General features: G+C 55.7%; 13 protein-coding genes. 3 read left to right on the forward strand and 10 right to left on the reverse strand.

Annotation, left to right across the window (positions count from 1 at the left end):
- Nucleotides 1-146: 146 nt before the first annotated feature.
- Nucleotides 147-1,580 (reverse strand): hypothetical protein, encoded by a 1,434-nt coding sequence (locus A7V84_RS21215; RefSeq protein ID WP_127070754.1) that lies wholly within the window; start codon nucleotides 1,578-1,580, stop codon nucleotides 147-149.
- Nucleotides 1,581-2,691: 1,111 nt separating this feature from the next.
- Between A7V84_RS21215 and A7V84_RS17000 the strand changes: the two genes are divergently transcribed.
- Together A7V84_RS17000 and A7V84_RS17005 are read left to right on the forward strand one after the other, a co-directional pair.
- Nucleotides 2,692-3,627: a hypothetical protein gene (locus tag A7V84_RS17000; protein WP_063491769.1), complete on the forward strand. Its 936-nt coding sequence runs from the start codon at nucleotides 2,692-2,694 to the stop codon at nucleotides 3,625-3,627.
- A gap of 276 nt (nucleotides 3,628-3,903) precedes the next feature.
- A protein-coding gene (locus A7V84_RS17005) for an IS3 family transposase (RefSeq protein WP_231940186.1) occupies nucleotides 3,904-5,056 on the forward strand; the annotation gives its coding sequence in 2 pieces (ribosomal slippage) (nucleotides 3,904-4,172 and nucleotides 4,171-5,056; 1,155 coding nt in all).
- 171 nt (nucleotides 5,057-5,227) lie between these two features.
- Here A7V84_RS17005 and A7V84_RS20850 read toward each other — a convergent pair.
- The 8 genes from A7V84_RS20850 to gstA form a co-directional block, all read right to left on the reverse strand.
- Nucleotides 5,228-5,773, reverse strand: coding sequence for a methyltransferase domain-containing protein (locus A7V84_RS20850; protein ID WP_082832955.1), 546 nt, complete (start codon nucleotides 5,771-5,773; stop codon nucleotides 5,228-5,230).
- 18 nt (nucleotides 5,774-5,791) lie between these two features.
- Nucleotides 5,792-7,099 carry an MFS transporter gene (locus A7V84_RS20855; RefSeq protein WP_082832954.1) on the reverse strand — a complete coding sequence of 436 codons (1,308 nt, stop codon included), beginning with the start codon at nucleotides 7,097-7,099 and terminating at the stop codon, nucleotides 5,792-5,794.
- A gap of 12 nt (nucleotides 7,100-7,111) precedes the next feature.
- Nucleotides 7,112-7,405 (reverse strand): hypothetical protein, encoded by a 294-nt coding sequence (locus A7V84_RS21220; protein ID WP_127070751.1) that lies wholly within the window; start codon nucleotides 7,403-7,405, stop codon nucleotides 7,112-7,114.
- Nucleotides 7,406-7,675: 270 nt separating this feature from the next.
- Nucleotides 7,676-8,782 carry a radical SAM protein gene (locus tag A7V84_RS20860; RefSeq protein ID WP_082871953.1) on the reverse strand — a complete coding sequence of 369 codons (1,107 nt, stop codon included), beginning with the start codon at nucleotides 8,780-8,782 and terminating at the stop codon, nucleotides 7,676-7,678.
- Between the two features lie 1,375 nt (nucleotides 8,783-10,157).
- Nucleotides 10,158-10,553, reverse strand: a complete 396-nt coding sequence (locus tag A7V84_RS17015; protein WP_063491767.1) for an IS3 family transposase — start codon at nucleotides 10,551-10,553, stop codon at nucleotides 10,158-10,160.
- Nucleotides 10,554-10,955: 402 nt separating this feature from the next.
- Nucleotides 10,956-11,351: a nuclear transport factor 2 family protein gene (locus A7V84_RS17020; protein WP_063491766.1), complete on the reverse strand. Its 396-nt coding sequence runs from the start codon at nucleotides 11,349-11,351 to the stop codon at nucleotides 10,956-10,958.
- A 2-nt stretch (nucleotides 11,352-11,353) separates the two neighbouring features.
- The gene (locus tag A7V84_RS17025; protein ID WP_063491765.1) at nucleotides 11,354-11,563 is read right to left on the reverse strand and encodes a tautomerase family protein; all 210 of its coding nucleotides are present in this window, start codon (nucleotides 11,561-11,563) and stop codon (nucleotides 11,354-11,356) included.
- Between the two features lie 44 nt (nucleotides 11,564-11,607).
- Nucleotides 11,608-12,216 (reverse strand): glutathione transferase GstA, encoded by a 609-nt coding sequence (gene gstA, locus A7V84_RS17030; protein ID WP_063491764.1) that lies wholly within the window; start codon nucleotides 12,214-12,216, stop codon nucleotides 11,608-11,610.
- A gap of 105 nt (nucleotides 12,217-12,321) precedes the next feature.
- Here gstA and A7V84_RS17035 point away from each other — a divergent pair, with 105 nt between their 5' ends.
- On the forward strand, nucleotides 12,322-13,236 hold the full coding sequence (locus tag A7V84_RS17035; RefSeq protein WP_033535082.1) for a LysR family transcriptional regulator: 915 nt from the start codon (nucleotides 12,322-12,324) through the stop codon (nucleotides 13,234-13,236).
- Between the two features lie 263 nt (nucleotides 13,237-13,499).
- Here the strand turns inward: A7V84_RS17035 and A7V84_RS17040 are convergent, their stop codons facing one another.
- Nucleotides 13,500-14,564 carry an FUSC family protein gene (locus tag A7V84_RS17040; RefSeq protein WP_167350355.1) on the reverse strand — a complete coding sequence of 355 codons (1,065 nt, stop codon included), beginning with the start codon at nucleotides 14,562-14,564 and terminating at the stop codon, nucleotides 13,500-13,502.
- Nucleotides 14,565-14,569 lie beyond the last annotated feature (5 nt).

Raw genomic sequence — 14,569 nt, forward strand, 5'->3', positions numbered from 1 at the left:
AGAACTCCTTAATGAGAAAATTCTACTTCTGATTCCCCCGTTTTTTAGGGGGCATTACCACTTTGGACACCTTCAGAAGAGCCTTGATGTTAATTGACTGGAATGGCGAAAGTGCAGCCCGATGTATTATGGGGAATCGCAGCCTTTCAGGCTAAACATACTTGATTAACCAGCTCCGATATCCTAGCGTCGAGGTCGTCACGCCGGTGTCGCTCGATAAGTGATAGCAACTCATCGACAACCTGGTCGTCGAGCAACACTATTAGCCCTCGATCATCGCGAAAGGTGTCTCGGCAGCGCTCTAGAAACAGCTCTCTATTGTTAATATTTCGACAGCATAAAAATCCGACCTTCCCCTTTTGAAAGCTGAACCTTCCTGCCAATTGATCCAGCTCGGGATTTGCCACATCCGAAGAGTAATTTTTGCATTCAATTGCCACATAGGCACACGGAACACGCCTAACATTTGGCAGTCGAAGAAAGATACCCTCTGACGCCGCGTTTTCCATAACTATGTCAATACGCTTTCTACCCTGATGGATTTCTCGTTCTTTGACGGGACGAATAAGTTGAGGGTAAAAAACCATCTCTACTACTCCTATCATCAAACGATGATATTGAGTAGCAGCATCTGTGCCAACGGGTATGTTTCTCAACGATTGTCGAAGCGCAGCCGCAACTTCCGCCTGATCCTCAGTAGACAATAGGCTCTTCTGCCCCTTGGCGTGAAGCCGCTTCAAAGATTCACGATAGTCTTCCAGAACCTCAGGGCGTTTCTGAGAAAATTCAAACAGAAACTCTTTTGAGCAAGGAAACTCTGCTTGGAGATCCTTTTTGTATACGACCCTCTTACCATTCTTTAGGGCTCGAACTAGGCTTGAACCAGCTGACAGCGCTTCAGCTCGAAGATAGTTCAAGACAAATTGCCGATAATATTGCTGATGGTCATAAAGGGAGCGGAATCTCACTATTGCCTTAGGCACCATCAACAGGGAGGCGCCATTCACAATCGGCAAATCAGCATACACCCCTTCCCATGTATGAGAATCCTGAGAGAACACCGCTCCCGCTGCTACATTTTGGGTTGGAATATCATGAAGCAGACATTGCTCATTGGTATATTCAATCAATTTTGAGCGAATGATATTAGTAGACAGATCAGATATTTTATCTTGACCTACTCCAGGGATCATGAGTTCACATTCTTCCAGCGCATTTAAGAACCCATGCTTTACCGCGGATGATTTCGCGAGCGCCTGATATATTGCCGCCGCTTGCGCCGGACCAACGCCTGCCCCGTCGCTACCCTCTCTCGTCATACCTAATCGTGTTTCTTCTGGCTCACTTAAATGAGATAGGAGTTCTCGCGCGTCAGGCGCCCTATTCGATCGGATGCTATCGATGACTTTCTGGAAAAACGTCATTAATAGCCCATGTGCATCTTGGCTCCACTTCCCGGGCAGCAAAGATACGGCATAGGGATCTATAAATAACCTGATATCTCGATCTGTGAAAACATCAACGAAATCCAGCTCACTTTGAGTTTTACCAAGATTGAAATACTCAGATATTCTTGCCATGTTCTTTTTGCCATTAGACGCCAAAAACCCTACCGTGCCCTAAGGGAAATCTATTTCTCTTTGCGCACCCCTTTAAATGGCTGTTTGTCAGATTTGACATCCATAAATCGTCCTGTATTTGTGTCTCGCTTTACGTAATTTCCAGCGGGGGTCTGAGTTTGGCTTCGCTCGCGGACTTGACCCTTTCTGTGACCGTCGCCTATAGGGGGATTTTTTGCCATGATTGCATTCCTCCTAACATTAATTTAATAATATAATTATTTTGTAATCTATTGCGGCCCAGGCAATCGAGCAATAAGGGTTTCCCCCCCCGGTCCATCTTGGAGTTGCCCCTACTACGGGAGAGCTTTGAGGTAATACGCCCCCAAACTTGGCCCTCTTGCGTCTGCTGCTATTAGCACCTACCTAAAAAGAGGCATACTCCTCTTAATGCTCTCCACATTCGCGGCCACTTTTGGTCGGTACAGTACAGGTACAGCGTCCAGTTTTCACCAATTCAGTTAAAATACGCTAACCTACTGATTTGAAACTGGTTTTACCTATTTCAACCTACGCTAGAATTCGCCCGATTTCCCTGTAGCAACACTGTAAATCACCGACTCAAAATCCCCCGCCGCCAAATCAGCCCAGAGGTGAATAACCACACCCTGACTCGGACAGGCCTGTCGGTGCGTCGACAGGGGGATGGAAGATCAAAAGCCTTTGGTCTTCTGCGGATTGACCATCACGACCATAGACGACGAGGGTCGCGCGGCACCGGGTTGGGGCGTAGCCCGTTCGATTTCCCACGGCTTTTACTGCCGCCAGCCGCGTGCTGCGCATCCGGTCTACGATCTTGCGGGATGAAGGCGGTGGTTCAAGGCCGGTCACTCCTTTCTTTCATTGCTGATATTTCCTCAATATTTCGCTGCTTTGCCTGGCGGGCCGGGCGCGGCGGATTGTCGTTTTTCAATTCCGTTCTGAGGCTGGGAAAAATCCCCATAATCGATGATTAAGGTGTGAGCTTGCCCGCCTACACTGCGTAGCTAGACCACACAGCACGGTACGTAGCTTAGGCCCGTTCGCTTTTTGGCAGTTTCTTTTGATTCTTCTGATTAGCAGGCGGAGCTTTATGAAGATGCTCGCATCGTTGATGCGTGTTTACTATGCGGTGTTCGATCCCTTGATCGTGTGGCGCCGCAAGGCGGGGCGATTGGCGCGGTGGGGGGAGGCGCCGGCTGCGCTGGCGCTGGATCTGCAGGCCTCGCAGGCACGGGGCGGAGCCGGGGCTCAGGCTTTGGGGCGGATGCAGCGGGTGGCTGCGCGTTACGACATGCAGGGACGGGGTCGCGGGGCGACCCCCATGATGCTGGACCTGGCCGGCTGTGAGGGAGTCCAGGGGTTCGAGCGGCTGTTGCATGGCTTGTCTTCGCGCAATATGTCGAAGGTCCGCCGGGCGCAGCGTCTGGGCTATCGGGTGCGGCCGTTTGTGCTGGGCAATCATGTGCATGATGTTCACGCGGTGAAGACGTCGATGCCGGTGCGCAGTGGCGGGCCGGTGTTGGCGCGCTGGTTGCTGCGCCCGCAGCAGGTGGGCCGTCAGGCAAGGCAGGCGCAGGACTGGAAGGCACCAGCTTGCGATACGCACTGGACGCTCTGGTGGGGGGTGTTCATCGATGCGCCCGGGCATCGCAATGGCCCGTTGCAGACGGATGAGCGCCTGGTGGCCTATACCAAGCTCGCGCGCAGCGGCGAACTGGTGCATTACCTGGATCTGATGGGGCATCGCGATCATCTGGCCGATGGCGTGATGCTGTTGATGCACGCGCAAATTGCGCGCTGGCTGCTGGAGGCGGACACGCCGGCGACCCGTGGTGCGCGCGCCATCTGGTACGGGGCACTGGAGCACGGCGGCGAGGGTTTGCTGATCTGGAAGCGGCGTGCGGGGTTCGTGCCGGTGCAGTTGCGCTTGCAAGGAGGGTCGCAGGCACGGCCGGCAGGATGGCCGTGGGGCCGGTGGCGCCAGCTCTGGCAGCCGGCAACCAGAGGCCCCGACAAGGCCGATTGAAGCGTTGAGCAAGCCGTTCCCGCGCTATGGAAACGGCTTTTTTTAGGCCCGCGGTGTCAGTTCACCCGCCGCAGCAGGACGACGCCCAGGGCGCCGATGACGGCGGCGGGATGGCCCTGGCTGAGGTGGGAGGCTTCGACCAGGAATGCCGAGCATTCAGTCGAGACTAGGATTCTGTTGCCCCGTACCGCTGTTTTCTTCCAAAAACAACGCATTGGGCTTGCCCCACCTCTCCGGACAGATCAGACGGCATGACCGTGCCTGGAGAGCGAATCGATAGCACGAACCAGAAGGCATTTCACAGACGAGTTCAAGCGCGAAGCGGTGCGGCTGGCCGAGCAGCCTGACAGCAACATATCGCGCGTGGCGCAGGACCTGGGTTTGGATCCCAGTGTTCTGCGGCGTTGGGTGGGGCAGATGCGCGGGGGCACCTGGGAGCCCGCGGCAGGCAAGCCGCTCAAGAACGCCCAGCAGCAGGAGATTGAACAATTGCGCCGGGAGCTGGCCAAGGTCAAGACCGAACGAGACATATTAAAAAAACGGTCGGATACTTTGCCAAGGACCAGACGTGAAGTATCCGTTCATCGCCCGACATCGGGCCGTCTGGTCGGTCAGTGAGTTGTGTCGAGCCCTCGGCGTATCGCGCAGCGGCTTTTACGAATGGCATAGCCGCTCGCCGAGCGCTCGGGAACAGGCCAACGAGCGATTGACTGGCCGTATCCGAAAGAACTGCCAGGCCAGCGATCACACATACGGCAGCCCTCGGATATGGCGGGATCTGCGCGCCTGGGGCGAGCCTTGCGGCAGGCATCGGGTGGCACGTCTGATGCGTCGCGCAAACCTCGTAGCACGAGCCAGGCGCCGTCGCCATCCGTCCGATAAGGGAGCAAGATCGACTCATACGATCGCCACCCATCTGCTGGATCGAGACTTTACGGCCTGCGCGCCCAACCAGAAATGGGTGGCCGACTTTACCTACGTTTGGACTGCGCAGGGCTGGCTTTACATGGAGGCCGTCACGGACTTGTATTCACGGCGTATCGTCGGTTGGTCCATGCAGACCAGCATGACGTCGAAGTTAGTGACCGACGCCCTGATGATGGCGTTGAATCGGCGAGGCCGGCCACGCGAAGTCCTGCATCACTCCGACCAGGGCAGCCAGTACACCAGCCAGCAGTTCCAGATGCTGCTGGCCGACGCCGGGATCGTGTGCAGCATGAGCAAGCGCGGGGGCTGTTGGGATAATGCCGCCATGGAGAGCATCTTCTCCACGCTGAAAACCGAACGGCTGAGCCGACGCATTCACCGATCCCGAGATGAATGTCGCGCCGACGTATTCGACTACATCGAGCGGTTCTACAACGCACGGCGCCAGCACTCAACGCTGGGATACGTCAGCCCCATGCAGTTCGAGGCGGCGACTTGTTAGGTTAACCAACTTGTCCGGAAATACGGGGCAAGCCCATAGTGCCCATCGTTACCAACCGCCCGCCACGGCCCGTCGAGCCTGACTAGCATTCGATAATATCGACATGCGACTCCCTGCTTAACTGGCTACAAAATCTCGACGCGGGTCATAGTATTTTTATATGTTTTCATGCTAACAAAGTTTTTGCGCACAGATCGTGAAAAAATGCCATTTCCGGTCAGGGTTCCGTTGACCCATACCACTGTATTCTTCCCAGAAAAAAACATCCCAGCGACGGAAGAGTTCTTCGATCTCTTGTGAAAAGAAAGTACTATATTGATGATAGTTAGCAAATAGATCATCCTTACCAAAAAAATTCCCAGCAAAGACGCCGTTTTTTTCTAGCAAATGAGTCATATTTTTCCAGAATTTTCGAAACTCCCGTGGTGACACATACTGCAAAACGTAGCCAGCGTTGATAAACTTACAAACTGGTAGTTGCAGCGCACGAAAATCAGCACACAGCACTGTTAACAAGGGGCGAAGGTCTTTGGGAACACGAGCGTGCAAATCATCAACAGCAACGGCGTCTACATCAACTGCCGTTACGTGCCATCCTCTTTGCAGTAAAAACATGGGCACGGCTCCGCTCCCAAATCCGAGATCAACTGCAATACCAGTGCGGCCGTCAGATCGAGCCCGCCGCTCGGCAATGATCACATAGGGTCTGATATCCATGCCGAGCTCCCAGGCATTTCATACAGTTTTATTAGCACGCCGTAGATGGTCGAAGAAAGACGTGAAATTCTTGCGACTTAGCAGTAGAAGTGGATATGCTGTCATGAAGGCAGCGCAAATCGAGAAGAGCAAAACAGTATCCTGCCCAATAAAATCCTGAATTATTCCACCTAGCAACGAGCTTAGGGGTACTAAGCCGCCGGACAGCATCCCGTAACAAGCATAGACTCGGCCCAAAGCGTCGCGTGGTATCGTGCTCTGTAGCGAGGTCTCGAAGAAGATGCTCCAATAGCCATTTGCAATGCCAGCAATAAATAGGGCTATCAATGCTAGAGTTGGTGAGGTTGCCTGAGCAAATATAACGAAGGCAGCGCACATGAGAACGATGATCGCCACAATCGTTGTGGAGTTGCTCGTGCGCGCTAAGGAGACTTTAGCCGCAAAAAAATAGCCAGTTAGTATGCCTAATGAGAGAGAAGCCATCAATGCGCCATAGAGCGACGCTTGCCCGTGAAGCACATTCGAGACATGAAAAGGCATTAGGACAAATATGGGGGTTGCAAAAAAATTAATCACCAACGCCATACTCAAAAAAAGCCTACCGCCAGGAATCTTTGTTAATGTACTCACACCCTTGATGAAATTATCATATAACCCTTCGGTTTGTTTACCGAGGTTATCGGTAGCAGGGGATGGAGCAAAAATAATATCTGGCTTCGCGCGTGAAACAAAAATCACGGAGATTAAATATGAAACAGCATTCCCAATAAATATATTCCCCGGACCGACAAACCGGTAAATAATTCCGCCACATGTAGTTCCGACTAGATCGCCAAGACGAGCCCCGGTTTTATACAGTGAATTGGCAGAAGCAAGGGCATTCCGTGGAACCAGATCAGGTAGTAGCGCACCAAATGCCGGACGAAAAAACGCCGAGGACACCGCAACCGTCAAACTACCCAAGACAACTAAATATGGAAGCCATTCAGGCATGGGCGCCGGAGCGAGCAAAAGGGCACAAGCAAGTATAAAAGTAGCTACGGCGCCCATAGCGTCGCAAATGAGAACTATATGCTTACGATTACGGCGGTCCGCAGTAATGCCAGCTATTGGAAGACATAGCAATGCGGCGAAGCCGGTCACAAACAATGCACCACCCACAAATGTGGCTGATTCTGTTGCCTCTTTGAGAAAGAACGCCACCCCGACTGCGTGGGCAGAACTCCCGATCTGACTGATAAATTGTCCTGTCCACACATCGCGAAAATTAGAATGCGAAAGGGGCGAGCCAGAGGGGCTAGCTGAAACTGTGCTCGGATCAGGCATGCAGCCCCCCCGTTAGTCGTTGATCTGCTGAATGGAGATTACTGAAGGCAGCTGGCGCTGTGAGGGCTGATGATCGATATCCCCCGGCCGTGGCCCGCCCTGCAGAGAGGCAAAAAAACTCTCCCGTAGCTTTGCAGGAAGAAGTGGAACAATTTCATCTTCCACAAATGGCGAAAGGCTGCAGCATATTGGATCAGCGTCCCACATCCGTCCGAGGTAGGACAGGCTATTGGCCCGGCAACCGCCGTGGAATAGCTTTCCGTACCGACATTCCTTGCAAGGAAGATCAGCAATCGATTTGGACATGAATTCTCTAAAGCTATCGCTCTGGCATGCTGCTTCAACAGAGTGGAAACCGGAAACGGAGTTAATCCCCGCGTCTCGCAGAGAAGGACAAAATCGTATGCGATCCCCTTGCTCAACTATCAGGGACCCAAAGTGATAGGAACATGGATGATCGTCCAAACTTGCAGCAGGCGAAAAGCCATATATAAGATTGTCATACCTGAATACTTGGACGATTTCGAGACGCCAATCCGGAATGTCTGGATAGTTTTTTAAGTAGTCTTTGATGATCTACTTATAGCCGGCTTTAGCCTCTTCCAGCCAGGCCAGGCCGCCGCCCTTCAGGTCACTCTGGGTAAGGCGACCGGCCAAGTACGCTTGATCCACCTGCCAACGATCGATTCCCATCCGGCTTAATAGATCGTACATCTCTGGCAGCTCCTTGGCGGAAGTGGGATTTGTTATAGTTGTATTCACCGTAACGTGAAGTCCATATTGGACGGCGAGAGCTATTCGTTCGATGACTTTCTTGGCCGCAATACCGGTGCCAACATTATTCTTACGAACCAGCTCATTCCCAACAAGTCCGTCCAAACTAATAGCAACTCCAATATCTATAGGGGTACGCTTGAAAAATGTTTGTCTCCATTTTTTTAGGGAGCGCACCGCACGCTGACGAGTTAGCCACTCCAGTTTTTTACGAGTGAGGAGCAAACCATTAGTGATGAAGTAAACGTTATCGCAGGTATCAAGTGCTTTCGTGAAGACTTCCTTCCAATCCGGGCGACTCAGCACTTCTCCACCAGTTAGAGTTACCTTGCTAACACCCAGCCGTTTTGCTTCATCTAGAACCGCAGCAATCAAATGCAGATCATGATGGGCTTCCGTATTGGATGATTCGGAATAACAGTGCTCACACCTCAGATTGCAGTGGTTCGTAGTCTCAAGGTGAAGCCTATACGGTTTCTTGTAGCGCGCCAGGCGCTCTTCCAGACGGCGGTCTGGATGAGGCCAAATTTCTGCTGGGGGTAAATTATGAAACTCAAGCTCGTAGAATTCGAGTGTTTCGCGATAAGCTTCTCTATAGGCAGCAAAGGCCTCATCAGTTGATCTGGGTATTCCACTCGAATGCTCAATAAAGAAACCGAACGACTGCTCACAATATCGACGATACGTAGCAGTATTCAGAATCATTGCATGCCAGTACTCATCAACCAATTCGGATGGAACGAGTTCCTTCTTGGTCTTAGCACTCAGCCACAAGAAGCGACGTGCCTCAAGTTCCAACTCTCCGGCCTTTGATCCAAATGGGCTTTTAACTCGGAATCTCTCCGTAATCTCTGAAAGGTCATAGTCGCGCCAAATCGTTGACGACGTGAGGTGCTGGTTGAGAGTCACAGGAGTCTCCTTGCGAATAACAACGCTGAAGCACGCCAGTCTTATCTCTTTTTAGCCAATGGGCCCGGAGATGGAATTGCACGAATCAACTAGATGCCCCGCGTAAGTCACGTGGTAGCCGAAGTGTTTTCGGTGCCCTGAGTACCGCTTTAGTGCTTTCGAGAGCAAGATCAGCAGCTTTGTCATTTCAAGCTCCTAGTGGGAGTTGATAGTTGCCAACAGACGTTGGCGCCACGGCGCATAGAAACAGCACCGTCCACGCGGTGTCCGATGATGCACGAACCCGAGAAGAGGGGACGAGACTAGCTAGTGGAGGAACCGCAGGGAAGCTTACGGCGCGGATGTTGACTAATTAGCTGCTGCTTACGCAGAAAGAACTCCGCTTCGCGTGGGCTTGCCCTAGGAACCCCTGACATATCAAATGACATGATCTAGCCTGTAGAGCAGAAAACGTCACGAATCAGACGTAGCCCTAGCGACAAATTTAATTGTGAGGCAGTGCGCTTGAGTGCGCAGTCCGAAAGCAGCGTTTCGGGGGGGTTACCGAACGGCGCCAGGACTCGCCCCAGGGTGCCGAACCGAGCGTTCAAGGCGAGCGCCAGCGCACAGCCCGCCGTGCAGGCCTTGCCGCTGCGCAACAGATGCCAACCCAGCAGCTTGCGGGTATGGCAGTCGATCACCTACTCCCGCGTGACCCAGCCGTCCCGGCCTGCCCAGATACGGCATAGGTCGGTGGACCAACGTTAGTTAGGCATGGCGGCTACTGATGGCAGCGTCAGGATGCGAGGCCTGAAGCCAATCGGGCGCTTGCGCACCTGCCATCCCTTGATCTGGAAGATACGTTGGACCGTATTTTTTGTTGAACCCCAACAGCCAGGCCACCGTTCGGTAACCAAACGAGGGCGACTCTTCGATCATCGCCTTAATCGGCTTGACGTACTTCGGATCGACCTTGGGCGGGTAGCGGTGTCAGTTCACCCGCCGCGGCAGGACGGTGTGCATGGCGCGTGAGAGGATGGGGCGCAGGCGTTGGCCGTGCAGCAGGACCGCAGCGGGGTGGCCCTGGCTGAGGTGGGAGGCTTCGGCCAGGAATGCCGAGCATTCAGTCGAGACTGGGATTCTATTGCCCCGTACCGCTGTTTTCTTCCAGAAACAACGCATGGCAACCAAAAAGTACTTCAATTCCGTATGAGAAGAGAGCGCCGTATCGGGCTTTCCCTGGATCTTCGATGGACTAATGGCAGGGGCAGTGCTTGGAGATGTCCGTATTGCGACAGCCGTTCGCAGCGTGCAGTCCGGTTAAATCGCTCGATATGGGCGTTCTGCTGTGGTTTCCCGACTGGATGTGTTCCGGGCAGATACCGCGCTTGGCGGCCTAGGCGGTCAGCATTATGACGGCATACTCCGGCCCATTGTGGCAACGGATCGCCACAGGCCGATCCCGCTGCTCGGTGATCTGGGACAAGCCCCTGGCCACCCGCTCGACGGGTAGCGAGAAGTCCACCTCGATGCCCAGCGCCTGACGGTTGAAGTGGTCAATCGCGCTCAACTTGCGAGTGCTACGGCCATCGGCCGGCTGATCGTGCATGAAATCCATCGACCAGACCGCGTTGATGCGGGCCGATGCGGACAACAGCTCAGGCGGCGGCCGAACCAGCCGTTCGCGTGACTTGATCCGCAGGTTCGGCTCGAGTTCGCGATAGATCCGGTACACACGCATGTGCACCCCGCCGCAGCCTTGCTCCTTACGCAAGTACAGAAAGCACAGCATGAAAGCCCATGCCCGCCGATTGTCCCTCAGGCCCAGCAGCCAGTTCGCCGTCTTTTCATTCTCTGTCTTGTGCTTGGGCTCGTATCGATAGCACGACTCGCTGATGCCGAATATTGAGCTGGCCCCACGGATGCAGGCCCGCTTGATGGCATCAATGATCTGCGCCCGTGCACGTCGATCGCTTCATTTGTAGAAGCCCTTTATCGAGAGAACTCTACCTCTCATACCCCTGGTTTTCTCGGGGGCCTTGCCGGTAGGCGGCGGCGATCATCTGTGCACGCCTCGTGGCCCCGTGGTGTTGACCGCTCCGGTGTATTTGCGCGGCTTAATCATGCCCATCGCTAGCGGTGGCCGGCTTTAATCAGTGGCGCGGTGCACTTGGCTGCACCGCGCCCACCATTATTACGCCACTGTCCCGCCCTCTAGCTCGTAGTGGAAGACTTTGGCCATGATTTGCCAGCGGCCACCTGCCCGTATCAGGCTTAGCAAGTCCACGAAACGCTTGTCTGCAATGGCACAGCGCACCTTGGCCAGGGCTGTGACCGGGCCTACACGCTCAATACTCAGCACCTCGTCGATTCGGGCCTCATTCTTGAACGCCGGTGAACACCGGTTTTTGACAATTTCAAAGTAGGCCTCCATGTGCAGGATCAGGGGCTCGTGCGGCACAGCTGTGGCGTAGACGGCCTGCGGATGAAAGACCTGCGCCAAACGTGTCAGATCGCCGTGATAGAGCCCATCAAAGTAGTGCTGCAGCACATCGCAGATGTCCGAGAAATCTTGGGTATGGGCGTTCATGGCTAGGCCTGTGCGTCACGTGCGCGCCGCACTGTTACCGTTTCGCCACCGACGCCCCAGTCGTCGGTATCGATCTCCTGGATCACCACGAAGGTCGTGGCAGGGTTCTTGTTCAGCACCTCCTCCAGCATGGTGGTCGTGCGGCGGATCAGCTCTGCCTTCTGGGCCGTCGTGGCGCCTTCGCGAGTGATCTGTATGTTGACATAGGGCATAGGGGCTCCAATCACAAGTATGTCTGAGAACGAAACAACAGGCGTCAAGCCCGCAGCCCTTCGGCCTGCATGGCTTCACGAACCGATGGTCGGGCCTGCACCCGCTGCATGAACTGCTGCAAATGAATCAGATCGCTTGTATCCAGGCTCACAAACTTGGCCCAGCCCAGCACCACAAACAGATAGGCGTCAGCGGCGGTAAAAGCCTCGCCTGTCAGATAGTGTCCATGCGCCAGCTGATCGTTCAACCGTTCCAGCTTTTTGCGCAACACCCCGGCTAACGACGATTTGGCTGCGCTATCCACATCGTTGTGGAACAGCGGCGTAAACGACTTGTGCAGCTCACTGGTAATGTAGTTTTGCCATTCCATCACCCGATAGCGCTGCATGCTGCCCGCTTCGGGCATGAGGGTGGTGGCGCCGGCTTGGTCGGCGATGTACTGGGCAATAACCGGGCCCTCCGTCAGCCGTGTACCGTCTGCAAGCTCCAACACCGGCACCATGCCCAGGGGGTTGATGGCGTAGTAGTCGGCTCCCCCTGCCGTTTGGTGCAGGCCGGTATCCACCCGCTCCAAATGAAAATCCAGGCCCGCTTCGCGCAGCACGATATGGGGCGCCAAAGAACAGGCGGCGGGTGAGTAATACAGCTTCATGGTTTGCACTCCAGTCAGAAAGTTGGCCTGGAATGGACTGTACTAAGCACACTTCGATCAATAAACTGAGGAAAAATCACTTTATTCATTACATAGAAGGCACTAATGAACAGAAAGTTCGAAGGCCTGCATCTCAGCAGCATTGAGCTGTTTTGTCTGGTTGCCGATCACAGCGGCTTTTCTCCGGCCGCCAATCATGCCGGGTTGACCGCCGCCGCCGTCAGTCGCTCGATCGCCAGACTGGAGGCGAGACTGGGGGTAAGGCTATTTCATCGCACAACGCGCCAAGTACGCTTGACCAGTGCCGGGGAGCGCTATCGGGCAGAATGCCAACGCGCATTGGATGTGCTGGCAGAGGCCGAGCGAGAAGTGACTGGCGGGCAAACCCAGCCTTCGGGCAAGCTACGGATAAGCCTGCCCACCTCGTATGGCCACTACCGCATCCTTCCGCTAATCGGGCAGCTGCGCAGCCGCTACCCGCAGATCTCGCTTGATCTGCACCTGTCCAACCAGAATATCGACTTTGTGGCGGACAACTTCGATTTAGCCGTTCGTGCCCGGATTCCACCAGACTCTGGCCTCATCGCCCGCAAGCTGGAAGATACGCCGCTGGTGATCGTTGCTGCGCCACAATACCTGCAGGGGCGCGACGCCCCCACTACCCCAGCAGATCTGCATCAGCACGAATGCATACAGTTCGTCCTGCCCAGCAGCGGCCTGCCCGTGCCCTGGCTGTTGAAACACGGCAAACAAACATTCGAGCATATCGTCCCCACTGGGTTGCAGTGCCATGAAGACATCCTTGGCCCCGTAACCTTGGCGCGCAATGCTGCAGGCATCACGCAAACATACCGGTTCCTGGTGGATGACGATCTGCGGGCAGGCCGTTTGGTGGAGCTGTTGCCCGACTATGCCGGTGCATCTCGCCCCTTCTCGCTGATCTACTCCGCTAACCGCCACATGCCCCTGCGCATGCGCGTGGTGATTGACTTTCTGCTGGAGAAGTTGGGTGCCGCATAAGTACGCTTGCATCGACCGTTTGAGTTCATAGGTGCGAGAGCGGATCAGGGCTGCAGATCATCCAGCCCTGCCATTCGTTGCTGACCCTTCTTCCCCGGTATCTCTTCACCGTTGCCAGCCGGGATCCGAATCATCCGCGATCAGGGTGTGGGTTGCCCTCCGATACTGGGCCGCCAGGCTGTGCCGCATGGTGTGCAGGTTTGGACCGTTCGCCCGATGCGTGGGCGCGCTGCGGAGCTGGAGCCCTTGATCGGGTAGTGGTGTCAGTTCACCCGCCGCGGCAGGACGGTGCGCATGGCGCGTGAGAGGATGGGGCGCAGGCGTTGGCTGTGCAGCAGAACGGCGCCCAGCGCGCCGATGAAGGCGCCGATGGCGGTGTCGAGAAAGCGCGCTTCTATGACGGCGGCGGGGTGGCCCTGGCCGAGGTGGGAGGCTTCGGCCAGGAAGATGGTGAGCGGAGTGATGAGGACGACGGCGCTGGCGTAGTGGCGTACGACGAGGGTTTCGATGCCGAAGGACAGGAGCATCATGACCAGGCTGAGGGTCCAGGGGTTCAGCGGCAGGCTGAGCAGCAGCCAGGCGATGCACAGGCCGACGGCCGTGCCGAGGATGCGGTGGAGCTGGCGGTGCCAGGCGGCCACGAGGCTGGCGCCCTGGATGATGGCCAGGCAGCTGACGGGCACCCAGTAGGGGCGCGGCAGTTGCAGCAGTTCGGCCACCAGCAGCGAGATGCCGACAAACAGGCCGATGATGACGGAGTCGTAGACGACGAAGTCGAAGGTGGGTTTGGGAAGCGGGGTTTCCGGCGGCGGCGGCGCGACGCGCGTCATGTGCAGCGAGTAGACGAAGGCGACCAGGCAGGCCACCAGGCAGCCCAGCGCGACCATGCCGACGCGGGTGGGGATGTCTTCGACGCGCCCGGGAGTGTAGGCGGCGATGGCGGTCGCCATGATGTAGAAGAGGCTGCCCGGCGGGCCCAGGCGGTAGCAGCGGCAGACCATGTTGACCACGATGGCGATGAAGGTCAGCGAGGCGATCATCACGGTAGGCCAGAACTGGGTCAACGCGCCGACGGCGTAGCAGGCCACCATGCCGAAGGAGGCCGCCAGCAGCATCATCATGCGGTGCTGCAGGGAGGAGTTGGGCAGGCTCAGGAACACCATGCCGCCCAGGCTGGACATGAGGCCGTAGTCCATGCGCCCGAAGTAGGCGCCCACCATCAGGGGCAGCCCGGAGGACAGTGCGGCGGCCAGCGGCATTTCCCAGGGGCGGTCGCTGGCGTTGACCCGGATGAGGTCGCGCCAGATGTCGAGCAGCCGTGCGCGCATCCAGG

The sequence above is a fragment of the Bordetella trematum genome, from assembly GCF_900078335.1.
Lineage (GTDB): Bacteria > Pseudomonadota > Gammaproteobacteria > Burkholderiales > Burkholderiaceae_B > Bordetella > Bordetella trematum.

Excerpts from the sequence above, each read along its gene's own strand:
- A7V84_RS21215 (WP_127070754.1), bottom strand. The coding sequence starts at position 1,580 with ATGGCAAGAATATCTGAGTATTTCAATCTTGGTAAAACTCAAAGTGAG.
- A7V84_RS17000 (WP_063491769.1), top strand. The coding sequence starts at position 2,692 with ATGAAGATGCTCGCATCGTTGATGCGTGTTTACTATGCGGTGTTCGAT.
- A7V84_RS20850 (WP_082832955.1), bottom strand. The coding sequence starts at position 5,773 with ATGGATATCAGACCCTATGTGATCATTGCCGAGCGGCGGGCTCGATCT.
- A7V84_RS20855 (WP_082832954.1), bottom strand. The coding sequence starts at position 7,099 with ATGCCTGATCCGAGCACAGTTTCAGCTAGCCCCTCTGGCTCGCCCCTT.
- A7V84_RS21220 (WP_127070751.1), bottom strand. The coding sequence starts at position 7,405 with ATGTCCAAATCGATTGCTGATCTTCCTTGCAAGGAATGTCGGTACGGA.
- A7V84_RS17015 (WP_063491767.1), bottom strand. The coding sequence starts at position 10,553 with ATGCTGTGCTTTCTGTACTTGCGTAAGGAGCAAGGCTGCGGCGGGGTG.
- A7V84_RS17020 (WP_063491766.1), bottom strand. The coding sequence starts at position 11,351 with ATGAACGCCCATACCCAAGATTTCTCGGACATCTGCGATGTGCTGCAG.
- A7V84_RS17025 (WP_063491765.1), bottom strand. The coding sequence starts at position 11,563 with ATGCCCTATGTCAACATACAGATCACTCGCGAAGGCGCCACGACGGCC.
- gstA (WP_063491764.1), bottom strand. The coding sequence starts at position 12,216 with ATGAAGCTGTATTACTCACCCGCCGCCTGTTCTTTGGCGCCCCATATC.
- A7V84_RS17035 (WP_033535082.1), top strand. The coding sequence starts at position 12,322 with ATGAACAGAAAGTTCGAAGGCCTGCATCTCAGCAGCATTGAGCTGTTT.
- A7V84_RS17040 (WP_167350355.1), bottom strand. The coding sequence starts at position 14,564 with ATGCGCGCACGGCTGCTCGACATCTGGCGCGACCTCATCCGGGTCAAC.